This window comes from Crossiella sp. CA-258035, assembly GCF_030064675.1.
In the GTDB taxonomy this organism is placed as follows: Bacteria; Actinomycetota; Actinomycetes; order Mycobacteriales; family Pseudonocardiaceae; genus Crossiella.
In genome coordinates this window covers 5,156,166-5,179,274 of sequence record NZ_CP116413.1, presented here as the reverse complement: position 1 = coordinate 5,179,274, position 23,109 = coordinate 5,156,166, and the positions used below count along the sequence as shown (strand labels likewise).

The window sequence follows — 23,109 nt, the reverse complement described above, 5'->3', positions numbered from 1 at the left end:
CGGAGCACGGTGTGCCGGACACCCGAGCTCGAAAGGCAGTGACATGAACGACTTCCACAGCTCCGGCCGCCCGAAGGTGCGCGAGATCCTGGACTGGGCGGTGACCGAGGCCGGCGCGCCCAGCCTCGCGGTGCGCATCCAGGACGGCGACGGCGTGTGGTTCGGTTCGGCGGGCTTGGCCGACCCGCTCACCGGGGCCCGCCGGGTGCCCGGCGAACAGCTCAACGTGGGCAGCATCGCCAAGGGCTTCACCGCCGCCACCGTGCTCACCCTGGCCGCCGAGGGCAGGCTGACCCTGGAGGACACCGTCGAGCACTGGCTGCCCGGTTCGATGGACGACAGCCCCTACGACGCCACCAAGATCACCATCCGCCAGCTGCTGGCCAACACCAGCGGCCTGTTCGCCACCGGCATGGCCAAGAAGTTCCAGCGCCGGGTCAACATCCGCAGCGGTTTCCTGAAGCACCGCTTCGACGCCTGGGAACGCCAGGACGTGCTGCGCGTCGCCCTGTCCGAACCCCCGGTCGGCCGGCCAGGCGAACGCTTCTTCTACTCCAACGGCGGCTTCAACTTCGCCGCCGCCATCGTCGAACAGGTCACCGGTAACACCTTCGAGTCCGAAGTGGACAGAGCAGTGGTCCGGCCTCTGGGCTTGGCAGGCACCTTCGCCAGGGACCGCTGCGAAACCGGCTACCGGGGCCGCCACCCCCGCCTGTTCTCCAAGGTCTTCCTGCGCGAGGGCGTGCAGCCGGAGGAGGTCACCCCGGACAACTGGCAGACCAAGATGGAGGACCCCGCCCTGCCGCCCCTGGACACCACCGAGTGCAGCAACTCCTGGGCCTTCGGCGCGGGCGATGTCGTGTCCACTTTGGACGATGTGACCTCGTTCCTGCGTGCCATGATCACCGGGGACCTGCTGCCTGCGGCGCAGCACGCGGACATGTGGACGACGGTGCCGACGACGGGTGCGCACTGGCTGGCCGACACCCGGTACGGGCTGGGCGTGTACGAGCTGCGCCTGGCCAACGGGGTGGTGCTGCGGGGGTCCAGCGGGGCGAGCACGGGGACGATGACCCTGGCCATGGGGACCGTGGACGGCAGCCACCTGGTGACCGCGCACGTGGCCAACGACTACTCCGGGTTCCCGATCTTCGACCGGTTGCTGGCGGCCGAGTTCGGCGCCGGTGGGCTGCGGTTGGAGGGCTGAGCGCGGCGGCGCCTGCGGGGTGCTGCCGCGCAGGCGCCGCCGTGGCCACCGGGTTCGCCACCTGGTGCCTGTTCAGCGGCTTCCGGTGGTGACCTCCATATCCACATAGCTGACTTGAGCGGGAACGCGACGTGCCGGCCACCGTGGGCGCGGGCTGCTCCAACGACGAGATCGCCGCCCTGCTGCACATCAGCCCAGCCACCCCCCGCACCCACGTCAGCCGGCTGCTGACCACACTGCACGCCAGGGACCGCGCCCAGTTGGTGGTCCTGGCCTACGAAACCGGCCTGATCACCCCGGGCGGCCAGTGATCCGGCTCAGCGCAGCTCGACCTCGACGTGGTACTTAGTGAACACGTCCAGGACGTCCTCCAGGGTGGTCGCCGGCGCCATCCGGCGGCGGTCGCAACCCGCGACGAGGTGCGCGCGGGCGAGATCCACCACCTTGTCGATGGCAACGGCCGGGGGCTGGTTGTCTTGGTCAGTGCCGGGCAGGCTGGTGACGCGCCGCTGTTCCCGCACCTGATGAGGCACCTGCGCATCCGGTCTCCAGCCGGCGGCCGGCCGCGCACCCGGCCGGAGCGGGTGCGCGGTGACAAGGCGTACTCCTCGCGGGCGATCCGCGCGCATTTGCGTTCCCGCCGGCGACCTGGCCTACGCGCTGGGGCTGTTCCATGACGCGGGCAAGGCTGGGCGGACGTGGCAGGCCAAGCTGGCTTTGGTGGCCGGCACGTCCAGGCCGGTGGGCATCGACCATAAGGAACTCGGTGCCCGGCTGCTGGCCCAGACCGCGGACGTGTGTGCGACGGCGGTGCTGGGGCACCACGGTGGCCTCCGCGACCGCACCACTATCCAGGACAAGGTTGAGCGGGCCGAGCAGCCGGATGAACCCGACCACACGGCGGTTCCTCGCCGAGGTGCCCGAAGCAGCCAAGGTCCTCAGCGGCCCGTTCCTGATCCCCTAGCCGTGGTTGGCCCCTGGTGCGGAGCTGTTGCTGGAGATGGGCTTCCGGATGGTGTTCTCCGCGCTATTCGATGCCGATCATCTCGACACCGGCGCGGTCTGGGCGGCCCGCAGATCGCTTCGTCAGCGGACTGGAAGGTGCTGCTGGAGCGCTTCGAGCGCAACCGCGCGGCGATGATCGCGGGCCAGGCCGCCTCGCCGGTGGCAGGGGTGCGCGCCGAGCGCTACGACGCCGCAGTCACGGCAGCACAAGGGAAACCGGGTGTCTACCGGATGGCTGCTCCCACCGGTTCGGGCAAGACCCTCGCCGGCGGGGCCTTCGCCCTGCACCATGCGGCCCGGCACGGCAAGTCCCGGGTGATCGTCGCGGTGCCCTTCATGACGGTCACCGAGCAGAACGCGGCGGTCTACCGATCCCTGCTCGACGACGAGGACGACCCGGTCGTGCTGGAGCACCACTCCTCGGTGTCCTTCGAGAAGAACGGCAAGGAACTGACGGCCGAACAGGCCGATGCGGGCGAGCGGTGGGCCAAGCTGGTTGCGGAGAACTGGGACGCCCCGTTCGTGGTGACCACCACCGTGCAGTTGTTCGACTCCCTGTTCGCCCGCAAACCCTCTCGGATGCGCAAGCTGCACCGGCTGAGCAACGCCGTGCTGGTGCTCGACGAAGTCCAAGCCCTGCCGAAGCCGCCCCGGCTGCCGTCGGCGTTCATGTGCAGCAGGTAGCCGATCCACGCGATGCCCTGGTGCCGTTCGCACACCGTGCAGCTGATCCCGGCCCGGCGCTGGCCCTGGGCCAGGCACAGGTCACCGACGCCGCCACCGGCGATCAGGATGTGCACGGCGGCACCGCCCCGAGCACCTGGGCGCGTGCGCCCGCGCCGCCCTCGTCCGCAGTGACCACCAGCACCACGTCCGCGCGGTCCCTGTTCGAGCAGATTGCGGGTGCAGCCCTCGACCAGCGCCGCGGATTTCGTGCCGGAGGTGATCACCGACATCGGGCCCTTGAGGCCCAGCACCTGGCTCACGTCCCCAGCCGTCACGCTGGCCACGATGTTCGGCGCGGTGGCCGGGCTGATGCGGTCGAGCTCGCCGTGCTGCCGCGCCGAGTACAGCTCTGCGATCGTGCCCAGCGGGCAGTTCGTCGAGCCTGCGGAGGACACGGCGGAGTTCATCCTCGGCCAGGTGCTCGGACAGTTGGAGCCACCTGGGCCGCCATTTCCGCCCGGTCCAGACACGACGAATTGCTCGGGCACCATGTGCTGGTGCCCGAGCAATTCGGTGAGTCGCACAACCACCTCATGCGGGAATGCCGCCATCAGGCTCGGCGATTCCCGTCACGCGGTCACTTGCCCAGCTGGTCCGCGAGCTTCTCGGGGTCCTGGACAACGGTGGTGTCGAGGCTGCTCAGGACCTGCTCGTCGTTGCCGACCGGAGCGTTGATGCACTCGTCGGTCTGGTACTCGGTCCCGATGGGGACGGTGAGGCCGATGACGTCGATGTGGCTGTTGCACAGCTGGACGGGCAGCACGCTCACGTTGTTGAGCAGGCTGCCGGTGTCGTCGAGGCCAGGGGTGGCGGCCGTCGCCGTGCCGGCAGAGGCCAGAGCGGCCGCCGCCGCCATGAGGGTGATACCGGCGCTGCGGATCTTCCGCACGATGATTCCCTTTCAGACTGGTTTCACGGACTTGCATCCAAAGGTCGACCACTGGATGGAGGCGTGGCCGGTCCGGTGCGGAGGAAAGTTACCAAGGATCAGCGCGACAAAGAGGACGGAATTAACTCGTTGGAATGACTCCCGCGCGATATGCACTCGATCGAAGTTTGTCGCGTCGCAAAGAGTAGCGGCTCAGCTGCGGCAATAGCACAAGGGCTGCGAAACGGTCCGATGCGGGGTCGGCGTGGACTGGCCTACGTGCTGTAGTTGGCGAGGCGCCATCGGGTCAGCAGGGTACCTGAAGATGTCGCGCGTCAAAGGGTTCGACCACTTCTTCGGCCGGGGCGGCGGCGTCCGGGACCACCGAGTGGGTACCAGTGCGTCAGTTCCCCGTCTGCGGAGAGCGCCAGGGCGTGGGTGCGGCCGCTCGGGTCGACCACCACTGCGGGCCGGTGCACGACCAGGCCGCCGAGGTCGGTCCAGGCCCACTCGCCCAGGCGAGCGGCGGACACGCCGCCGCGGTTGGTGGCGTACAGGACGTTCCCGGCCGCGGCGATCGGACCGACGCCGCCGTGGCCCTCGACCACCTCCGAAACCCAGGCGCCGGAACGGGTCCGCCAGGTGTGGCCGATCTTGCTCGCGTTGCCGTCGGCCAGGCGGTAGACGACGTGGCCGCCGGTGGCGGTGGGTGGGCCCGCAGGTTCCAGGGCAGTGAAATCCGGATCCAGCCGGAGGGCGGCGCCGGGTTCCGTTCGGCGCCAGCGCTTGAGCACCCCAAACCCGGCTTCCACCGCGAAGGCGAAGACCTCGACGCGGCCCTCCGGATCAGTGCTGGCGGACACGCCGTCCTGCACGCCGGGGCCGCCGCCGAGGTCCTGCCAGCGGTCGAAATCGCCGCCGGGCACGGTTTGCGCGGTGGTGCTGACCCCGCCGTCGTCGTTCCGCGCGAACGCCAGCAGCCGCCCGTCCACGGCCCGGACCGCGACCGGCTGGCCCGGTGCGCCGCCGAGGTCGGTCCAGCCATCGCGGGACTGGGCCAGGGTGACGTTCCGGTCGAATGTCCAGGCGCAGCGCGAACACCTGCGGCCTGCCGTCGGCGTCGCGGCACACCTACACCCCGGGCGCGAGCGGGCCGGGGGTCACCCAGGCCCGCCGGTCCCCGCCAGGATTCGCCGTCCTGCCACCAGGTGCGCAGCCTGCCGTTCTGCACGGCGAAGGCCTGGGGCCGCCGCCGGTGCCGATCCCGGCCAATTTCACCCCACCCCAGTGCCGGTGGTACAGGCGTTGCGGCCAGACGCGGTACCTGGCCGCGTCGGTGATCTGCTGGTCGTGCTGGGCGTACTCCAGGAACTGCTCGCGTTGTGCTTGTGCTGCGCGATGTCCAGGTTCACCGGGCTGCACTGGGTGTTGTAGCCGCGGTAGGTCACCAGGTGCGTGGGCGCGGTCAGCCTGCGCACGGCCTCGACGGCCAGCCGGGCGGCGATCACGTGGTCGCTGTGGTCGTGCAGGTGCGCCGCCTCGCCGTAGCCGGTATCCGGCCCGCACACACCATGTTGGTCGTCGGTGGATCCGCACCGAGCAGTTGGAACGCGTCGGCGGGTGTCGGCGTCGATGGCGGACCTGGACGCCCGTCCACAGTGGACTGACCGCGTTACCTTGCCGTGTGTCTGGGGTCGCTGTCACGGACACGCACTCGGACAACCTCATCGCGCATCCGGTGAGTCAACCGGTTGACGCGCGCAGCAGGATCTCCTCTCCAGGAGATGCCACGGTTTCGGTGAAGGTTCTGAAACCCCTGGCGGCCGCACGGGACGCGGCAGGGGAGCGCGACTGCGGTGGCCCTGGCGCGCCAGGGACAGGATGCACAGTGACGGCAAGGACACCCAGGCGCGGTCTCCGGGTGAGCAGGCGGTGCTGCGGGAGAGGCGTGTGGAGACCTTCGAGCCGGGACAACAGGTCTGCTCCGAAGGCGACCTGGGCGATCGGGTCCACGTGCTCGGTGCCGGCATGGTGAAGATCGGCCGCGCGGACCGTGCCCGCCGGTGCCGCCAGCTCGCCGTGCTGGGACCGGGTCAATTGGTCGATGCGTTTCTCAGCTTCAGCACCAGCCGGAGGGAAGTGACCGCGGTCGCGATGACCGCTGCGACGACTTTGCGGGTGGCCGAGCAACGCGGGGTCGAGCGCGCGCAGCTGGACGCGAAGGTCGGCTCGCGGCGCTGTTGCTGAGGTTGTCGCACCGTTTCGGTGTGTGGCAGGGGGAGTCGATCGCACTCACACACCATCTGAGCCAGGCCGAGCTGGCTGATCTGATCGGCTTGATCGGCTCTACCCGTGAGGCCCGAAGGTCCGAACGGGCAGGGGAACTGGCGCAGCAACCCCAAGTTCGGCTACAGCCTGCTCGCTCAGGCGAGGCCGTCATCGGCCAGGCCGGCGTGGTGGGCGAGGATGGCGGCCTGCACGCGGTTGGTCAGGGTGAGTTTGCTGAGGATCCGGCTGACGTGGGTCTTCACGGTGGCCTCGCTCAGGTGGAGGTGGGTGGCGATGTCGGTGTTGGCCATGCCGCGGGCGATCGCGACGAGCACTTCGCGTTCCTTGTTCGTCAGCACCTGAAGCTGGCGGGCGGCGTTGGCCTTGCGGCCGGTGCCAGGGTCGGGGGCGGCGAACCGGGCGAGCAGTCGGCGCGTGATCTTCGGGGACAGCATGGCGTCGCCGGCTGCGGCGCTGCGGACGGCGGTGAGCATGTCGGTTGCGGTGGCGTCTTTGAGGAGGAAGCCGACGGCTCCACTGCCCAGTGCGGTCTGCACGTACTCGTCGAGGTCGAAGGTGGTCAGTACGACCACCTTGGGTGGTGCGGGCAGCTGCTGGAGCTGCCGGGTGGCGGCGAGCCCGTCCGCGCGGGGCATGCGGATGTCCATCAGGACCACGTCCGGCCGGGTCGACCGGGCCAGGCTCACCGCTTCGGCTCCGTCGGCGGCCTCACCGATGACGGTGATGTCGTCCGCTACGTCGAGGATGGTGCGCACCATGGCGCGCACCATCCATTCGTCGTCGGCGATGAGGACGCGGATCATCGGGCCTGGTCCGTGGCTGCTGGCGTGGCGAGTGGCACAGTGGCCTCGACCCGGAACCCGCCGTCCGGCGTGGCCTGTGTGGTCAGTTCACCGCCGACGAGCCTGATCCGTTCGGCGATGCCGAGCAGGCCGTGCCCACCGCCGGGGAGCTGACGCGCCCCAGCGCCCGTGCCGGCGCGGTTCACCACGGTGAGGCACAGCCCGTCCGGCTCTCGCCGCACCTGGACGTGGGTCTCGGCGTTGCCCGCGTGCTTGCGCACGTTGGTGAGCGCTTCCTGCGCGACCCGGTACAGCGCGTGCTCCACCAGCGCGGGCGGTTTGGTTCCCGTGTCGTCGATCAGCTCCAGGGTGATCGGCATGCCGAGTTCACGGGACCGGTCCACCAGAGCGGCGAAGTCGGCCAGGCCCGGTTGCGGGACGAGCGGCGCCTCGTTGCCCGGCCCGCCGCCGACCCGCAGCACCTCGACCAGCGAACGCAGCTCGTCGAGTGCCTCCCGCCCGATCGTTCCGATCTGCTCGGCGAAGGTGGTGGCATCGCGGCCGTTGTTGGCTTCGAGTGCGGTGGCGTGCAGCACCATGAGCGACACCCGGTGGGTGACGACATCGTGCATGTCGCGGGCGATCTGGTTGCGTTCCTCGCTGCGCGCCTGCCTGATCCGCAGGTCCTGGTCCCGTTCCGCGCGCTCAGCGCGCTCACGCATCTCGGCGATCAGCTCGCGGCGGGTGCCGACGTACAGTCCCAGCAGCGCAGGGGCCACGCAGACGACCCCGCTCATCGGCAGGCTGGCGTCGAGCCCGCCGAGCCACCAGATCGGCAACCCGACGATCACGAGTGTGGCCAGCGTGATCACCATGGTGATCCGCCAGGAGCGGTGGCGCTCGGCCACGGTGTACTGCGCGACCACGACCGCGACGATCCCGGACAGCACCACCCAGCTCACCAGTGCGATGACCGCGAACCACAGCGGCCAGCGTCGCCGCCACCACGCCGCGGCACCCAGGAGCACCGCGGCCGGGAGCCAGACCCACAGCGGTGGCAGCCAGTCCAGGTAGCGGTAGATGGACCCTGCGACCACGGGCGGCGTCGTGCCCACTGCGCATCCGACGGCCACCACACCGTCGACCCACCGGCCAGCGCGCGTGGTGAACCCGGCGATGTGCCGGTCCAACAGCCCCATGAGATCAACCTATCCCCCGACGCCCGGCCGGGCATCCATGGAAAGTTGTACCCGCCCGGCGCGGAACTACATCCATCGGCGTCTGGTTCTCGACATTGCGCCGACGTGGCGGGACGGTGGTCGTCGCCACGCTTGGCACATGACCGCACGACTGAGAACGTCCTCGCTGACGGTGGCCCCGCACGCACGGCCGCGGACTTGGCAGATCGGCTTCGCGGTGTTCTCCGCGGCCACCGCGCTGGTCCTGTTCCCCGGTGAGGGCGCGGTTCTTCCGGCCATCCGGATGATGGGCGTGGCCGGTTACGCGATGGCGGTCGCGGTGTCCGTCGGCTGTGCCATCGCGCTGCCTCGGGCGGGCGCCAGGCGGTTGCTTGTCGTGTTCCACCTCGCGTTCGTCCCGATGCAGTTCCTCTTCGCCTTCCCGAATCCGCTGCCGAACCTCGGGATGTTGCTATCGGTGCTGATCCTGGTCGGGCTGCGGCCGCGGTTCCCGCAGCTGTCGCCCGTTGCCAGGAAGGTCTGGCTCACGCTGCACGTCGGCATCAGCGTCGGCTGGCTCGGCCTGTCCCTGGGAATGGTCACCCTTGCCCTCACCGGGCTGTTGGCCGAGACGCACGCGCTGCGGCACGGCGCCTACGAGATCTTCCACATCTTCGACCTCACGATCGTGATCCCCAGCGTGGTGCTGACGATCATCACGGGTCTTGTGGTCGCGCTCGGCACGCCCTGGGGGCTGGTCAAACACTGGTGGGTGCTGGTGAAGTTCGTGATCTCGCTGAGCATCCCCGCCGCAGCGGCGGTGGAGAGCCGTTGGGTCACCGAACTGGTCGCACGCACCGCTGACCCGGCAGGCAAGCCGGGCACACTCGGCGTGGCGCTCGCCATCGTCGTAGGCGGCTTCGCCGTGCTGCTGTGGACCGCGACGGTACTGTCGGTGGTCAAGCCGTGGGGCCGCACCCGGTGGGGGCGTCGGGAGCTGGCGGCGCGACGGCTCGCTTCCCAACCAGAGATCGGCGTCACCATCACCGATCGGCAGCCGATCGCCGAGGACACGATCACCCTCCTGCTGAAACCGGCAGCCGAAGACCGGCTGCCGGCCTGGGAGCCGGGCGCGCACATCGACGTCGTGCTGCCCTCCGGGCGAGTCCGCCAGTACTCGCTCTCCGGCGATCCAGCCGAACCGGACACCTACCGGATCGCGGTGTTGCGCAAGCCCGGAGGCGGCGGCGGCTCCGCCGAACTCCACGAGCTGAGCGTGGGCACGCAGCTCGCGATCCGCGGGCCCCGCAACAACTTCCGGCTCACCGACGCCCCGGCATACCTGTTCCTCGCCGGCGGGATCGGCATCACCCCGTTCCTGCCGATGATCAATCGGCTCGCCACCACCGGAATACCCTGGCGGTTGATCTACCGGGGCCGGTCCCACGGCCGGATGGCGTTCGCCGACATGCTCATCACCACCTATCCCGACCACGTGCGGCTGCTACCCGCGGACACCCAGCCCCGGCCGGATCTCGCCGCCCTGCTGCGCACCGCACCCCCCGGCGCCGCGGTCTACTGCTGTGGACCGGAAGGGCTGATCGACGCCATTGCCGCCGCGATGCCCAGCGAATGTCCACACGGGACACTCCACATCGAGCGGTTCGCCGCCAGCACCCGGACAGCCTCCCAACCCGACCAGCCGTTCGACGCCGAACTGCGGCGCAGCAAGGTCACCGTGCGCGTGTCCGCGGACCGCACCCTGCTGACCGCCGTCCAGGAGGTCAACCCAGCGCTGCCGTCCTCCTGCACCGACGGGCTCTGCGGCAGCTGCGTCACTCCGGTCCTCGCCGGCATCCCTGACCACCGCGACCACGTGCTCCAGCCGCACGAGCGGGACCGCACCGACGTCATCTACCCCTGCGTCTCCCGAGCCCGCGGCCAACGCATCGTGCTCGACGCCTGACCTCTCACAGACAAGGACAGCGGATGACCAATCTCGATCGCCGACACCTGCTCCGCGCCACCGGCGTCGCCGCCGTGACAACGGCACTGACCGCGGGCGCCGCGCTCGGCGCCGCCACGCCGGCCGCTGCGCGACCCACACGCTCGGAGGCTGATCCATCGAGCCTGCTCACGGGCCCGCTCATCGGCACCTGGCGGGGCACTGCCAGCAGACCAGACGAGGTGGAGGTCGCCGTGTTCACCTTCTTTCCCGGCGGGATCTTCACCTCGTTCGCGGAAGGCATCCACATCTCAGCCGGCCGCTGGACGATGACCGGACCGAACACATTCGCGTTCTCCCTGTGGCAGGTCCTGCCCGACGACCTCGAGGGCCTGCCCCACAGGTACCACGGCGAGGTCCAGGCAATGCACGAGGGCCGGGTCGACGGCGACACTCTGACCAGCAAGGGCACCGGACGGCGAATCGACCAGAACGGCAAGGAGATCGGCCGCGGCCCGGTCCGCGTCCAGGCCACCCGCTTCGGCCTGAACCTGTTCTGAGCTGGCTGACGGGCCGGAACGACAAGCAGCGTGAGCAGAACGCGCCCCAGTCGTGGCAGGTCGGCCGCAGGACCGTTGCCGCCCTCCCCGCGCCGCGGTGCCGAAGACGTCCCGGACCTGGTTGACCGTCGACCCGGCCTCCGGCCCGGACCGGACCGGGTCAACTGGTCGATGCGTTTCCCAGCTCCAGCACCGGACAGAGGGAAGTGACCGCGATCGCGGTGACCGCTGCGACCACTGTCAGCATGCGTTGCTCAGCGTGAACCACGCAATCGCCGAGTTCGTCGCGCGGGGCTGGATCCAGACCGGCGAGAACAGCGTCGTTGTGCTCCACCGCGAGGCGCTGGTGCGCCGAGCGAGCTGACCGCACGGGGGCTCTGGGGCCGCATGCCGCGACCCCAGCCTCCCCTCCCCTCGCCACAATCGTGGCCGCGTGCTCCCGGACCACCCGTCTGCCTCCCGCCCTGCCTTCGGCGCGTGCGGGGTAGGTTCGAAGATTGGTCTATTCTTGTGTCCGCTGTGTGTCCTGGAACGTCGGGACCAATCGCGTCGCTATGGGGCCTGAACAGCGCAAACGAGCGTTTCAGTGGTCTGTTGCAGAACAGGTCGGAACGGGTCGTTTCGAGCCTCTGCGCGAGACTCGAAACGACCCGGTTGATCAGTCGTTCTGGTGCTCGCTCCACCACTGCCGGCCCGTCTCCGGCAGGGTGTGGATCGGGTCGTAGTACGGGTAGCGACGGTCCAGCGCCTCGGGGTCCTGAAGCTCGATCCCGGTGCGGTAGTTCTTTGTCCAGTAAGAGATTCCGCGCTCCCGGTCGTACTCCGAAACCTGGTGCACCCACCGCTTCCCGACATACGGCACGTCGCACACGATCCGCGGCGTGGCATATCCCGGCAGATACCCCATGATCGCGTGCTGGAGCTCCTGCGCCTCCCACACCGCCACCCGCCAGTGCTCGGCGTTGGGGATCATGTCGCACATGTAGAAGTAGTACGGCAGGATGTTCGCCTCGCCCTGCAACGCGAAACACAGGTCCAGCAACGCGTCCGGGGTCGCGTTCACGCCGCGCATGAGGACGCCCTGGTTGCGGACGTCGCGGATGCCGACCTCCATGGCGGTGCGGGCGGCTTCGGCGACCAGGGGGGTGACGGACTGGGCGTGGTTGACGTGGGTGTGGATGGCCAGGTTGACGCCGCGGCGGCGGGCGGTGCGGGCCACGCGTTCCAGGCCCTCGACGACCTTGGGCTGGAGCCAGTGCTGGGGGAGACCGGCCAGGGCCTTGGTGGCCAGGCGGATGTCGCGCACGGTGGCGATCTCCAGCAGGCGCATCAGGAACGACTCCAGCTGCGGCCACGGCACGTTGGCCACGTCGCCGCCGCTGACCACCACGTCGCGCACACCGGGGGTGCGCTTGAGGTAGTCGATCATCTGGTCCTGGCGGTCGACCGGTTTGAGGGACAGTTTGTGCTTGTCCACCAACGGGGTTGAGTTGCCGACCAGGTCCATCCGGGTGCAGTGGCCACAGTACTGCGGACAGGTGGACAGCATCTCCGCGAGCACCTTGGTGGGGTAGCGGTGGGTCAGCCCCTCCACGACCCACATCTCCGCCTCGTGCAGGGAGTCCCGGGACGAGTGCGGGTGGCTGGTCCACTCCAGCAGGCGGTCGCTGGCCACCGGCATCATGTAGTTGCGCACCGGGTCGGCCAGGAACGCCTTGGTGAACTCCTCGCCCGCGGCCGCGCCCTCGGGGACCATGGTGTTCACCATCTGCGGCGGGATGAGCATCGACATGGTCGCCATCCGCTGCTGGTCGGCGTCCAGGTCCTCGTAGAAGGACTCGGTGAGCAGCTCGCCCATCACCTTGCGCAGCTGCTTGGCGTTCTTCACGCAGTTCACCCGCTGCCACTGCGCGTCCCGCCACTGCGCCTCGGTCACCTCGCGCCATCCTGGGAAGCGCCGCCAGTCGGGCTCGACCAGCTCCTTCCGGACATAGGTGTACGGCTGCCGAGCAGCGTGTTCCAGCGCCTCGGAGACGGACGCCAGGTCGTGAACCGCAGTCATAAACTACTCCTCGCCCTCAAGAAGACGTAAAGATATGCTGCCAGAGCGCAAGCCTGACGTAAATCTTTCGGAGGTGGGTGTGACGGAGCGTGTTGGTTCGTCGCCGTACGGTCTGCACCGCGTGATCGAACCCGCCGGGGTGCTGCCGCAGCAGGCGTGGCGGCTGGACGCCTCGGCCATGCCGGGAGCGGACGAGGTGGTCATCGACGTCGAGCGGCTGAACCTGGACGCCGCCTCCTACCGCCAGCTGCGCGAGACCCACCCCACCGCGGCCGAGCTGCGCGCCGCGGTGCTGGCCATCGTGGCCGAGCGCGGCAAGATGCAGAACCCGGTCACCGGCTCCGGCGGCATGCTGATGGGCACCGTCCGCGAGGTCGGCCCGGAGTCCACGCTGGGCCTGCGGGCAGGCGACCGGGTGGCCACGCTGGTCTCGCTGAGCCTGACCCCGCTGACCATCACCGACGGCCTCGCCGACTGGGACGGCGCGGGGGAGCAGGTGCCCTGCCGGGGCACCGCGATCCTGTTCGGCCGCTCGATCGCCGCCGTGCTGCCGCCGGACCTGCCGGAGAACCTGGCCCTGTCCGTGCTGGACGTCTGCGGCGCGCCCGCGCTGACCGACCGGATCGTGCGGCGCAAGAACCTCGAACGCGGCCGCCCGGCCACCGCGTGCGTGCTCGGCGGGGGCGGCAAGTCCGGCTCGCTGTCCCTGGTCGCCGCCCGCCGCGCCGGAGCGGGCCGACTGGTCGCGCTGGTGCCGACCGAGGCCGAGGCCGAGGCGGTGCGCGTGGCCGGGATCGCCGACGAGGTGGTCATCGCCGATGCCCGCAACCCGGTCGCGGTGGGTGCGGCGGTCGGCGAGCAGGTCGACGTGACCGTGGTCTGCGTGGACGTGCCCGGCTGCGAGCACGGCGCGGTCCTGGCCACCGCGGACGGCGGCACGGTGATCTTCTTCTCCATGGCCACCTCCTTCAGCGCGGCCGCGCTGGGCGCGGAGGGCCTGGCCGCGGACGTGGAGATGCTGGTCGGCAACGGGTACGTGCCGGGGCACGCGGAGTTCGCACTGGACCTGCTGCGCGCCGAGCCGGGGGTCCGGGCGATGTTCGAGGCCCGCGAACGGCAGACTTCGCCGGTGTGACGACCATGAACCTCCCGAACCCCGCCACCACCACGACGCTGCTGTTGAACGGCCGCGTGCACTCACCGGCCGCGCCGGATGCCACCGCCATGGCCGTCGCCGACGGCACCGTGGTCTGGGTCGGGCAGGACTCGGTCGGCCGCGCCCTGCACCCGGACGCCCAGGTCGTCGACCTGGACGGGGCCTTCGTCGCGCCCGCCTTCGTGGACGCGCACGTGCACGCCACCTCCGCCGGGCTCCAGTACAGCGGCCTGGACCTCACCGGCTGCCGCACCCTCGGCCAGTGCCTCGACCTGGTCCGCGACTACGCCGCCGCGCACCCGGGCGTGGTCATCTGGGGCCACGGCTGGGAGGAGGTCAACTGGGCCGAGGGCCGCCCGCCGACCCGCGCCGAGCTGGACCAGGCCGCCGGTGGCGCGCCGGTCTACCTCTCCCGGATCGACGTGCACTCCGCGCTGGTCTCCACCGCGCTGCTCAACCTGGCCCCGGCCGCCCGCGAGGCCGACGGCTGGTCCGAGCAGGGTCCGCTGGCCCGCGCGGCGCACCACCACGTGCGCCGGGCGGCCAAGGAGTCGCTGAGCACCGAACAGCGGCGCGAGGCCCAGCTGCTGTTCCTGCGGCACGCGGCCAGGCTCGGCGTGGCCTCGGTGCACGAGTGCGCCGGGCCGGACATCTCCAGCCCCGAGGACCTCGCCGACCTGCTCGCACTCTCCGCCACCGGCACCGTGCCGGAGGTCTTCGGCTACTGGGGCGAGGCCGGCGGCCTGGCCACCGCCAAGCAGCTCGGCGCGACCGGGGTGGCCGGGGACCTGTTCGTCGACGGCGCGCTCGGCTCCCGCACCGCCGCGCTGTGCGAGCCCTACACCGACGACCCCAGCACCTCCGGGGCGCTCTACCTGGACGCCGACGCCATCGCCGACCACCTGGTCGCCTGCACCAGGGCGGGTGTACAGGGCGGTTTCCACGTCATCGGCGACCGCGCGGTGGCCCAGGTCGTGGCCGGCTTCGCCAAGGCGGAGACCGTGGTCGGCGCGCCCGCGCTGGCCGCCCGGCACCACCGGCTGGAACACCTGGAGATGGTCACCGCGGAGCAGGCCGCGCGGCTGGCCGGGTGGGGCGTGATCGCCTCCATGCAGCCGCTGTTCGACCACGCCTGGGGCGGCACCGAGCGTGCCTACGCCCAGCGCCTGGGCCTGCCGCGTGGCGAGCGGCTCAACCCGTTCGCCACGGTGGCCGCGGCCGGCATGGTGCTGGCCTTCGGCTCCGACGTGCCGGTCACCCCGGTGGACCCGTGGGCGAGCGTGCGGGCCGCCGTGTACCACCGCACCGAGGGCCTGGGCATCTCGCCGAGGGCCGCCTTCACCGCGCACACCCGCGGCGGCTGGCGGGCCGCCGGGGTGCTGGACGGGCTCAGCGGCACCCTGCAGCCCGGCGCGCCCGCCACCTACGCGGTGTGGGAGGCCGACGAGCTGGTGGTGGCCGCGCCGGATGAGAAGGTGCAGCGCTGGTCCACCGACCCGCGGTCCAGGGTGCCCGCGCTGCCCCGCCTCGACGAGGGCGCGCGTCTGCCGCGCTGCCTGCGCACCGTGTTGCGCGGGCGCACCATCTACGACATGGAGGAGGATCGCGGGTGAGCCGGGAGAGCATGCTCGACCTCGACGCGGAGGTCGTCGCACGGGCGCGGCGGCTGGCCGCCGAGGCCGCGAAACCGGTGGTGCGCCTGGCCAAGGCGCACACCACGGTCGCGGTGGAACGGGCCACCCTGCGCCTGGCCGGCATCACCGGCGCGGACACCACGCACCGCGCGGGCGACGTGCCCTGGGTGAACCGGGTGGTGGACACCATCCGCGAGCAGTGCGGCCTGGCCCACGGCGCGGTGCTGCCCGCCTTCCACGCGCTCAAGCAGCACGGGTTCGCCGACCTGACCGAGCTGGCCGAGGCCACCGCGGCCGGTCAGGTCGAGTTCACCGTGCCCGAGGGCAAGGCCGCCGAGCGGGCGGCGAAGACCGCGCGGGTGGCCGTGGCCAAGGGCATGCGGCGGATCGACCGCAACCGCGCCCAGCGCGCCAAGCTGGTGGACAAGATCGGCGATCCCGCGCAGCGGCCGTGGATCTACCTGATCGTGGCCACCGGCGACATCGACGAGGACGTGGTGCAGGCCTGCAACGCCGCCCGCGCCGGGGCCGACGTGATCGCGGTGATCCGCTCCACCGGACAGTCCCTCCTGGACTACGTGCCCGAGGGCGCGACCCATCACGGTTTCGCCGGAACCTATGCCACGCAGGAGAACTTCCGCATCATGCGGGCCGCGCTGGACGAGGTGAGCAAGGAGGTCGGCCGCTACGTGCGGCTGACCAACTACGCCTCCGGCCTGTGCATGCCCGAGATCGCGGTGCTGGGCGGGCTGGAACGTCTGGACATGATGCTCAACGACTGCATGTACGGCATCCTGTTCCGGGACATCAACCCGATCAGAACCTTTGTGGACCAACGGTTCTCCCGCCAGGTGCACGCGCGGGCCGGGATCATCATCAACACCGGCGAGGACAACTACCTGACCACCGCCGACGCGGTGGAGGCCGCGCACACGGTCACGGTGTCCCAGCTGCTCAACGAGCACTTCGCGCACGAGGCCGGCCTGCCCGACGAGCTGCTCGGCCTGGGCCACGCCTTCGAGATCAACCCGGAGCTGCCGGACTCCTTCCGGATGGAGCTCGCGCACGCGCTGCTGGCCCGCGAGCTGTTCCCGGACGCGCCGCTGAAGTGGATGCCGCCGACCAAGCACATGACCGGTGACGTCTTCCGCGGCCACCTGCTGGACGGCTTCTTCAACCTGGCCGGGGTGCTGACCGGGCAGAGCATCCTGTTGGTGGGCATGATGACCGAGGCCGTGGTCACCCCGTGGCTGTCCGACCGGGACCTGGCGCTGGCCAACGTGCGCTACGTGCTGGGCGCGGCAGGGAAGCTGGCCGAGGACTTCCGGCCCGCGCCGGACGGCTTCATCGTCAAGCGCGCGCACCAGGTGCTCGGCGAGGCGGTGGACCTGTTGGCGCGCATCGTGGACGACGGCCTGCTCACCGCGATCGCCCAGGGCACCTTCGGGTTGATGAAACGGCCGCCGGACGGGGGCAAGGGCGCGGATGGCGTGATCGAGAAGGCGGAGGGTTACGTCAACCCGGCGAGCGACCTGCTGGACGAAGACCTGCTCGCAGGGTCGAGCGTGGGCACCGAGGGGAGTGACCGATGAGCGAGAAGCGGCACGTGCGCCCCTACGGCGACACCACCGGCGACGGCATGGTGCAGATGTCGTTCACCCTGCCTGTGCCGCACGGCCCGCGCGCCGAGGGCGCCGCGCAGCAGCTGGCGAACAAGATGGGCATGGACCCGGCGATGGTGGTGCACTCCCACGCCATCGGCGCCGACTTCACCTTCGTGGTGGTCTACGGCTCGGTGCAGCACATCGTGGACCTGGACGCGGTGCAGGTGGTGGAGCGCGAGTACCCGCTGCTGAGTCCGGCCGATGTGAACGCGGCGGTGAAGAAACGCTTGCGCCGCAAGCTGACGGTGGTCGGCGCCTGCATCGGCACCGACGCGCACACCGTGGGCATCGACGCCATCCTCAACATCAAGGGCTTCGCCGGCGAGAAGGGCCTGGAGTACTACCGGGAGCTGCGGGTGATCAACCTGGGCGCCCAGGTCACCGTGCCGGACCTGGTCAAGCGGGCCCGCGCGGAGAAGGCGGACGCGGTGCTGGTCTCCCAGGTGGTCACCCAGCGGGACGCGCACATCCTCAACACCCAGGAGATGTCCGCGGCCTTCCGCGAGGCCATGGGCGAACGCCGCCCGCTGCTGGTCGCCGGCGGCCCCCGCTTCGACCCGCTGATGGCCGACGAGCTCGGCGTCGACCGCGTCTTCGGCCGCGGCACCACCCCCGGCGAGGTGGCCAGCTTCCTGGTCCACGCCATGGCCGATCGAAAGGTGACAGCAGCGTGAGCGACTCCCTGGTCGAAGGCTTCTCGGTGACCCACTCCCGCTACGTGCCCTACGCGCACGCGCACTACGGCGGCAACCTGGTCGACGGCGCCTACAGCCTGGGCCTCTTCGGCGACGTGGCCACTGAGCTGTGCATCCGCACCGACGGCGACGAGGGCCTGTTCGCCGGGTACGGCAACGTGGAGTTCCTGGCCCCGGTGCACGCCGGCGACGTGGTGGAGGTGACCGCGACGCTGACCCGCATCGGCAACCGCTCCCGCACGGTGGCCTTCGAGGCCAGGGTGACCTGCCGGGCCAACCCGGACCGGGGGCCGTCCTCAGCCGACGTGCTCGCCGAGCCGCTGGTGGTCACCAGGGCCACCGGCACCGTGGTGGTGCCGATCCCCACCACCTGACCCGCCCGCCGCGAACCCCGCGTTGCCGCCCGTTCGGGTGGCAACGCCTCCGCGGCGGGGAACCCGGGTGCGACCTGAGCCGTCGGCCTGGCCGCGGCGCTCGCCGCCTCCGCCGCGGAGAGCGAGTTCAGCTACGAGTGCCGCCTACCGCCTCAACGCGGGCGGCCAGGCCACCGAGCGCCTGAAGTTCCGCTCCGCGCGGGTCAGTTGATCACCCCGCTGCCGGCTGGGTGGGCAGCTGGTCCAGTTCGATGCCGAACCACTTCCGGTAGGCCGCGAGCAGCTCCGACCGCTCGATCCGCTGCTCGGTCCGCGCTCCGCCCTCGGTCCGGATCAGCGTGTGCCCGGACAGCGTGACCCGGTCCGCGCCGTCGCCGACCGGCAGGGAGCAGGTCAGGTTGCGGGTGAAGTGGGACTTGGGGGAGCTCTGGTGCCACCAGCACATCGGCTCGAAGTCGCTCAGCGCCAGCGGCCTGGGGTCGACCCGGTAGGCGCCCGTCTCGCCGTGCCAGACCTCGACCTCGCCGTCGGGGGTGTCCACCAGGCGGAAGGTGCCGGTCGCGTCCTGTTGCGGCTCGCGGGCGGTCCAGCGCAGCGGGGAGAGCGCGAAGCGGCCGAAGCCGACGTCGGAGAGCCAGACCACGCCGTCCTCGTCAGTCACCAGCAGCGCCAGGTGGTCCTGCGGCGGGCCGAGGCCCGCGTTGTGGAAGACCCGCGCGCCGGCCAGCGTCACCTGGAAGCCCACACCGCGCAGCAGTTCGGCGAACAGGCCGTTGAGCTCGAAGCAGAAGCCGCCGCGGCGGTGGGTGATGATCTTCTCGGCCAGTGCGGCCGGGTCCAGGGTCAGGGTGCCGGGCAGGTGGATGCCCAGGTTCTCGAAGGGGACCGTGCGGAGGTGGCGTCGTTGCAGGTCAGCGAGGGCGGCGGCGGTCGGTGCGGCGGGGTGTTCGGCGCCGATGCGGGCGAGGTAGGCCTGCCGGGTCGTGGTGTCCACAAGGGGAGTCTGCAACCTCGGGCGCGGTGGAGGTCCACGCGTTCTTCGTCACCCGGAAGACTCAGTTGTGCCGGTCGCGGGGCCCGCTGGTCCCGGCTCCGCTACGGTCTGCGACTACGCTGGTTAGCGTATCCCGGTCGATGGCCCGAATGGATCATGGCCGCGACCACACCGGCGCCCTGACGACGTAGGACGAACACCGACCGGTGGTGGCACTTGCGCCGCCCACTGCCGGCGTAGGAGGACACGGATGGCGGACCAGCGCGACAGCCACGCGGAGAACCCGAGCCCGAGCGGGCCGCCCAGCCCGGTGCTGGTGGTGATCCCGACCTACAACGAGCGGGAGAACGTCCAGCTCATCGTGGGCAGGCTGCACGCGACGTTGCCCGAGGCCCACGTCCTGGTCGTCGACGACGGCAGCCCGGACGGCACTGGCGAGGTCGCCGACCAGATGGCAGCCGGCGACGAGCGCGGCCGCATCCACGTCATGCACCGCACCGAGAAGGCCGGCCTCGGCGCCGCCTACATCGCCGGGTTCAAGTGGGCCCTGGAGCGGGAGTACGCGGCCGTGGTGGAGATGGACGCCGACGGCTCGCACGCCCCGGAGGACCTGCCCCGCCTGCTCAACGCGCTGATCGACTCCGATCTGGTGCTGGGCTCGCGTTACGTCACCGGCGGCAAGGTGGTCAACTGGCCCTGGCACCGCCAGTTCCTCTCCCGCGGCGGCAACATCTACTCCAAGCTCGCCCTCGGGGTGCGGCTCAACGACATCACCGGCGGCTACCGGGCGTTCCGCCGCGAGGTGCTGGACAAGATCATCCAGGACGGCGTGCAGTCCCAGGGCTACTGCTTCCAGGTCGACCTGGCCTGGCGCACCATCCTCGGCGGCTACCGCGTGGTCGAGGTGCCGATCACCTTCACCGAGCGCGCCATCGGCGTGTCCAAGATGAGCGGCAACATCGTCACCGAGGCGCTGTGGCGGGTGACCCAGTGGGGCGCCAAGCACCGGGTGGACCAGGTCAAGAAGGTCTTCCGCAAGCGCTGAGCCTGCCGTGGACGCACGAAGGCCGCCTGGGCGGGAGAACCAGGCGGCCTTCGCTTTTTTCCTGTGCGCGGGAGGTGCGGTGGTGCGGGTCAGGCGGAGGTGGCGCTCCGGCGACCCCGAAGCTCCTCGAGCCGCTCGGTGAGCAGCTCCTCCAGTTCGGGAATGGAGCGACGCTCGAGCAGCATGTCCCAGTGGGTGCGCGGCGGCTTGACCTTCTTCGCCTCCGGCTGGCTGCCGTCGATCATCTCCGACTCGGTCCCGTGCAGACGACACTCCCAGGTCGAGGGGAGTTCCGCGTCGTCGGCGAACGGGACGTCGAACTCGTGCCCCTTCGGGCAGGCGTACCGCACCGACCGGCGCGGTGCGAGGTCGTGGTTACGGTCGGTCTCGTAGCTGACAGCTCCGAGCCGGCTGCCACGCAAAACGCGGTCGGCCATGACGGTGTCCTTTCGCTCGGCTCAAGACCGCCCGCCTTGAGCTCACGGCGTACTGCTTACAGAGTGCAACAACGAGGGCGTCGTTGTCGTTCCCGGTTTGGCCTAGTTGGTCGCCCTCGGTGACCTATTTCACCTATCAACGAGGACGTCCTCCATAGGGATGCCATCGCCGCAGCGTCATGACGCGTTATCAGCGCATGCTACGGCTAGTTCACCCAGTTGGGGGTAGGTTTTGGGTGTTGGAGCAGATCAAGCCAGGCTGAGCTGGCCTACCGGCGTCGAGGTGGGACCAAGCTCACCTAGACGAAAGTGCCGCCGGCAGAGCACCTGATAACGGACCGTAGCGCTAGGGTCGCTCTCGCGCTGTGCACGGTCCGTATCCGGCGCTGGCGGGTCCGTGTCGGCCACCGTGTCCGCCACGAAGACCGTGTCACCCGCACGGACTATCTGGTTACCCAGAATCCGGGCGTTGAACCGCCCTTGCAGCCCGCACCAGCACAGCACCTCCACCTGCACCGCCTGCAGCTCGTCGGCGAGCTCGAACAGCCGCCGCGAGCCCGGGAACAGCTCGCTGCGGAAGTCGGTGGCGATACCGAAGCAGTACACGTCGACCTGCACCTCGTCGGCCAGCTCGGCGAGCTGTTCGACCTGCGCGGCGGCCAGGAACTGCGCCTCGTCGACGATCACGTAGTCGACCCGGCGGCCCTCGGCCCAGCACTGCCGGACCAGCAGGATCAGGTCGGTGTCCTCGTGCACCTCCACCGCGTGCCGGGTCACCCCGATCCGGCTGGAGATCTGCGGCTGCCCCGACCGGTCGTGCCGGACAAGCAGCAGGCCGCCCCGGCCCTGCCGGGCCAGGTTGTGGTCGATCTGCAGGGCAAGGGTGGACTTGCCGCAGTCCATGGGTCCGTAGAAGAACCGCAGCCGGCCCGAGACGGGCAGGGCCCGCCGCGCTCCGGCCGCGGGCACCGCGGACAGGGCGTCGGTGGGGTCCGGTTGGTTGGCTACCGCTAGTACGTCCACGGGCCGTGACCCTAACGGGAAGCCGTTGTTGATCACAGCACCGCCGGTTCCGAGTTGCCCACAGCGCGGATCGCGCGCCGCACGGGAACCAGCCAGACCAGGATGAAACCGGCGATGAAAAAGATCATCATGCTCAGGATGGCCAGCCGGAACGAGCCGGTGGCCTGGCCGATCCCGGCGTAGACCAGCGGGCCGAGCCAGGAGGTGGAGCGCTCGCCGATCTCGTAGACGGCGAAGTACTGGCCCTCCTTGCCCGCCGGGACCATCTGGCTGAACAGCGAGCGGGCCAGCGCGTTGGTGCCGCCGAGCACCAGGCCGATGCCCGCGGCGATGCCGAAGAACTGCAACTCCTGCCCGGCCTGCACGAAGTAGGCCAGCACGAGCATGACCAGCCACACCACCAGGCTGCCCAGGATGGTCTTCTTCGCCCCGATGCGCCTGGCCACCTGCCCGTGCAGCACGCCGCCGATGAAGGCCACGAACTGGGTCATCAGGATCGCGGTGATCAGCGTGGACTGCGGCAGCTTCAGCTCGAGGCTGCCGTACTGACCAGCCACGTTGGCCACCGTGGAGATGCCGTCGGTGAAGATCAGGTAGGAGCCGAGGAAGGCCAGCGTGAGCGGGAACTTCCGCGCGTAGCGCATGGTGTCGCCCAGCTCGCGGAAGCCGCCGGTGATCTTGCCGCCGCCCAGGTCGGTCCGCTCCTGCCGCGGCCGGTCCCGCAGCACCCGCAGCGGCACCAGGGTGAACACGGCCCACCAGATCCCGGTCAGGATGAAGCAGGCCCGCACCGCCTCGCTCTGCGCCAGCCCCAGCAGCTCGTGCCCCTGGAACAGCGCCAGCTGCAAGGCCAGGCACACCCCGCCGCCGAGGTAGCCGAAGGCCCAGCCGCGCGAGGACAGCGCGTCCCGCTCGTCAGCGGTGGAGATCTCCGGGATGAACGCGTAGTAGATCACCACCGAGGTGCCCCAGCAGATGTTGCCGATGGTGAACAGCAACACCCCGATCTGCCAGTTCTGCCCCTCCACCAGCGCGAGCAGGCAGGTGGCCACCGCGCCGGTGAAGGCGAACCCGGCCAGCATCCGCCGCTTGTTCGCGCTGCGGTCGGCGATCGCCCCCGCCACCGGCAGCACCAGCACCTGGATCACGGTGGCGAAGGAGAGCAGGTAGCCCCACAGCGACCCGGCCGGGAACTGCAGGCCGAGGAAGGTCACATCGCACTGCACCAGCGTGTTGTCGCCGGCACACGGCGCGGGCCCGTTGAGCGCGGTGTCCGCCTCGGCCGCGGCGCGCGCGATCGAGGTCAGGTACAGCGAGAGGAAGACGGTGACCACGGAGGTCGGGAAGACCGAGTTCGCCCAGTCGTACCAACACCATCCGCGCTGTATCCGCCGCCGGTCCTCCGGCGTGCCGACCGCGGTGTGCACAGTGTCCGCTCCACTCATCCCCGACCTCCCGGCGCGGG

Annotated in this window: 24 protein-coding genes and 2 pseudogenes; 14 read left to right on the top strand and 12 right to left on the bottom strand. The window is 70.4% G+C overall.

Going from position 1 to position 23,109, the window contains the following annotated elements:
• Positions 1-43 precede the first annotated feature (43 nt).
• Together N8J89_RS23740 and N8J89_RS23735 are read left to right on the top strand one after the other, a co-directional pair.
• Positions 44-1,207 (top strand): serine hydrolase domain-containing protein, encoded by a 1,164-nt coding sequence (locus N8J89_RS23740; protein ID WP_283659201.1) that lies wholly within the window; start codon positions 44-46, stop codon positions 1,205-1,207.
• A 116-nt stretch (positions 1,208-1,323) separates the two neighbouring features.
• Positions 1,324-1,518, top strand: a pseudogene (locus N8J89_RS23735) (response regulator transcription factor); the annotation flags it as partial.
• Positions 1,519-1,524: 6 nt separating this feature from the next.
• Here N8J89_RS23735 and N8J89_RS23730 read toward each other — a convergent pair.
• Complete coding sequence (locus tag N8J89_RS23730; protein WP_283659200.1) at positions 1,525-1,728, bottom strand: hypothetical protein; 204 nt, start codon at positions 1,726-1,728, stop codon at positions 1,525-1,527.
• On the opposite strand from N8J89_RS23730, the gene N8J89_RS41995 reads away from it, so the two are divergent.
• From N8J89_RS41995 to N8J89_RS23725, 3 genes and pseudogenes are all read left to right on the top strand, one after another.
• Entirely contained in the window at positions 1,684-1,884 is a 201-nt protein-coding gene (locus tag N8J89_RS41995) for a hypothetical protein (protein WP_502868324.1), read from the top strand. The two genes, N8J89_RS23730 and N8J89_RS41995, sit on opposite strands and share 45 nt — an antisense overlap.
• Positions 1,799-2,095 (top strand): annotated as a pseudogene (locus N8J89_RS41990) (CRISPR-associated endonuclease Cas3''); the annotation flags it as partial. The gene N8J89_RS41995 and the pseudogene N8J89_RS41990, both read left to right, overlap by 86 nt.
• A gap of 213 nt (positions 2,096-2,308) precedes the next feature.
• Positions 2,309-2,896 carry a DEAD/DEAH box helicase gene (locus N8J89_RS23725; RefSeq protein ID WP_283659199.1) on the top strand — a complete coding sequence of 196 codons (588 nt, stop codon included), beginning with the start codon at positions 2,309-2,311 and terminating at the stop codon, positions 2,894-2,896.
• A gap of 619 nt (positions 2,897-3,515) precedes the next feature.
• Here the strand turns inward: N8J89_RS23725 and N8J89_RS23720 are convergent.
• From N8J89_RS23720 to N8J89_RS23710, 3 genes are all read right to left on the bottom strand, one after another.
• Positions 3,516-3,827 carry a hypothetical protein gene (locus N8J89_RS23720; RefSeq protein WP_283659198.1) on the bottom strand — a complete coding sequence of 104 codons (312 nt, stop codon included), beginning with the start codon at positions 3,825-3,827 and terminating at the stop codon, positions 3,516-3,518.
• 314 nt (positions 3,828-4,141) lie between these two features.
• Positions 4,142-4,867: a DUF8189 domain-containing protein gene (locus N8J89_RS23715; RefSeq protein ID WP_502868498.1), complete on the bottom strand. Its 726-nt coding sequence runs from the start codon at positions 4,865-4,867 to the stop codon at positions 4,142-4,144.
• A gap of 213 nt (positions 4,868-5,080) precedes the next feature.
• The gene (locus N8J89_RS23710; protein ID WP_283659196.1) at positions 5,081-5,374 is read right to left on the bottom strand and encodes a hypothetical protein; all 294 of its coding nucleotides are present in this window, start codon (positions 5,372-5,374) and stop codon (positions 5,081-5,083) included.
• Between the two features lie 382 nt (positions 5,375-5,756).
• On the opposite strand from N8J89_RS23710, the gene N8J89_RS23705 reads away from it, so the two are divergent.
• Positions 5,757-6,053, top strand: a complete 297-nt coding sequence (locus N8J89_RS23705; RefSeq protein ID WP_283659195.1) for a cyclic nucleotide-binding domain-containing protein — start codon at positions 5,757-5,759, stop codon at positions 6,051-6,053.
• Between the two features lie 176 nt (positions 6,054-6,229).
• Here the strand turns inward: N8J89_RS23705 and N8J89_RS23700 are convergent, their stop codons facing one another.
• Both N8J89_RS23700 and N8J89_RS23695 read right to left on the bottom strand, forming a co-directional pair.
• A complete protein-coding gene (locus tag N8J89_RS23700; RefSeq protein WP_283659194.1) occupies positions 6,230-6,898 on the bottom strand; it encodes a response regulator in 669 nt (222 codons plus the stop codon).
• On the bottom strand, positions 6,895-7,974 hold the full coding sequence (locus tag N8J89_RS23695; protein WP_283659193.1) for a sensor histidine kinase: 1,080 nt from the start codon (positions 7,972-7,974) through the stop codon (positions 6,895-6,897). The genes N8J89_RS23700 and N8J89_RS23695 overlap by 4 nt, the downstream gene beginning before the upstream one ends.
• Between N8J89_RS23695 and N8J89_RS23690 the strand changes: the two genes are divergently transcribed.
• Complete coding sequence (locus tag N8J89_RS23690) at positions 7,958-10,021, top strand: PDR/VanB family oxidoreductase (RefSeq protein ID WP_283659192.1); 2,064 nt, start codon at positions 7,958-7,960, stop codon at positions 10,019-10,021. The two genes, N8J89_RS23695 and N8J89_RS23690, sit on opposite strands and share 17 nt — an antisense overlap.
• Before the next feature lie 23 nt (positions 10,022-10,044).
• Positions 10,045-10,560, top strand: a complete 516-nt coding sequence (locus N8J89_RS23685; RefSeq protein ID WP_283659191.1) for a hypothetical protein — start codon at positions 10,045-10,047, stop codon at positions 10,558-10,560.
• Positions 10,561-10,720: 160 nt separating this feature from the next.
• Here the strand turns inward: N8J89_RS23685 and N8J89_RS23680 are convergent, their stop codons facing one another.
• Positions 10,721-10,894 (bottom strand): hypothetical protein, encoded by a 174-nt coding sequence (locus N8J89_RS23680; protein ID WP_283659190.1) that lies wholly within the window; start codon positions 10,892-10,894, stop codon positions 10,721-10,723.
• 324 nt (positions 10,895-11,218) lie between these two features.
• Complete coding sequence (locus tag N8J89_RS23675) at positions 11,219-12,622, bottom strand: KamA family radical SAM protein (RefSeq protein WP_283659189.1); 1,404 nt, start codon at positions 12,620-12,622, stop codon at positions 11,219-11,221.
• Between the two features lie 121 nt (positions 12,623-12,743).
• Here N8J89_RS23675 and kdd point away from each other — a divergent pair, with 121 nt between their 5' ends.
• From kdd to kal, 5 genes are read left to right on the top strand one after another with little or no spacing between them, the layout of a single operon-like run.
• The gene (kdd, locus tag N8J89_RS23670) at positions 12,744-13,757 is read left to right on the top strand and encodes an L-erythro-3,5-diaminohexanoate dehydrogenase (protein ID WP_283659188.1); all 1,014 of its coding nucleotides are present in this window, start codon (positions 12,744-12,746) and stop codon (positions 13,755-13,757) included.
• Between the two features lie 5 nt (positions 13,758-13,762).
• Entirely contained in the window at positions 13,763-15,391 is a 1,629-nt protein-coding gene (locus tag N8J89_RS23665) for an amidohydrolase (protein ID WP_283666233.1), read from the top strand.
• On the top strand, positions 15,388-17,004 hold the full coding sequence (kamD, locus tag N8J89_RS23660) for a lysine 5,6-aminomutase subunit alpha (protein ID WP_283659187.1): 1,617 nt from the start codon (positions 15,388-15,390) through the stop codon (positions 17,002-17,004). The genes N8J89_RS23665 and kamD overlap by 4 nt, the downstream gene beginning before the upstream one ends.
• Positions 17,001-17,750 carry a lysine 5,6-aminomutase subunit beta gene (gene kamE / locus N8J89_RS23655; protein ID WP_283659186.1) on the top strand — a complete coding sequence of 250 codons (750 nt, stop codon included), beginning with the start codon at positions 17,001-17,003 and terminating at the stop codon, positions 17,748-17,750. Before kamD ends, kamE begins: the two co-directional genes overlap by 4 nt.
• A complete protein-coding gene (gene kal, locus N8J89_RS23650; protein ID WP_252485994.1) occupies positions 17,747-18,145 on the top strand; it encodes a 3-aminobutyryl-CoA ammonia lyase in 399 nt (132 codons plus the stop codon). Before kamE ends, kal begins: the two co-directional genes overlap by 4 nt.
• Before the next feature lie 211 nt (positions 18,146-18,356).
• Here the strand turns inward: kal and N8J89_RS23645 are convergent, their stop codons facing one another.
• Entirely contained in the window at positions 18,357-19,139 is a 783-nt protein-coding gene (locus N8J89_RS23645; RefSeq protein WP_283659185.1) for an arylamine N-acetyltransferase family protein, read from the bottom strand.
• Between the two features lie 250 nt (positions 19,140-19,389).
• Here N8J89_RS23645 and N8J89_RS23640 point away from each other — a divergent pair, with 250 nt between their 5' ends.
• Positions 19,390-20,184 (top strand): polyprenol monophosphomannose synthase, encoded by a 795-nt coding sequence (locus tag N8J89_RS23640; RefSeq protein ID WP_283659184.1) that lies wholly within the window; start codon positions 19,390-19,392, stop codon positions 20,182-20,184.
• Between the two features lie 89 nt (positions 20,185-20,273).
• On the opposite strand, the gene N8J89_RS23635 is transcribed toward N8J89_RS23640, so the two are convergent.
• From N8J89_RS23635 to N8J89_RS23625, 3 genes are all read right to left on the bottom strand, one after another.
• Positions 20,274-20,621: an RNA polymerase-binding protein RbpA gene (locus N8J89_RS23635; RefSeq protein WP_185004641.1), complete on the bottom strand. Its 348-nt coding sequence runs from the start codon at positions 20,619-20,621 to the stop codon at positions 20,274-20,276.
• A gap of 249 nt (positions 20,622-20,870) precedes the next feature.
• Positions 20,871-21,644, bottom strand: a complete 774-nt coding sequence (locus tag N8J89_RS23630; RefSeq protein WP_283659183.1) for a thymidine kinase — start codon at positions 21,642-21,644, stop codon at positions 20,871-20,873.
• A gap of 32 nt (positions 21,645-21,676) precedes the next feature.
• Complete coding sequence (locus N8J89_RS23625; RefSeq protein WP_283659182.1) at positions 21,677-23,089, bottom strand: MFS transporter; 1,413 nt, start codon at positions 23,087-23,089, stop codon at positions 21,677-21,679.
• Positions 23,090-23,109: the final 20 nt, after the last annotated feature.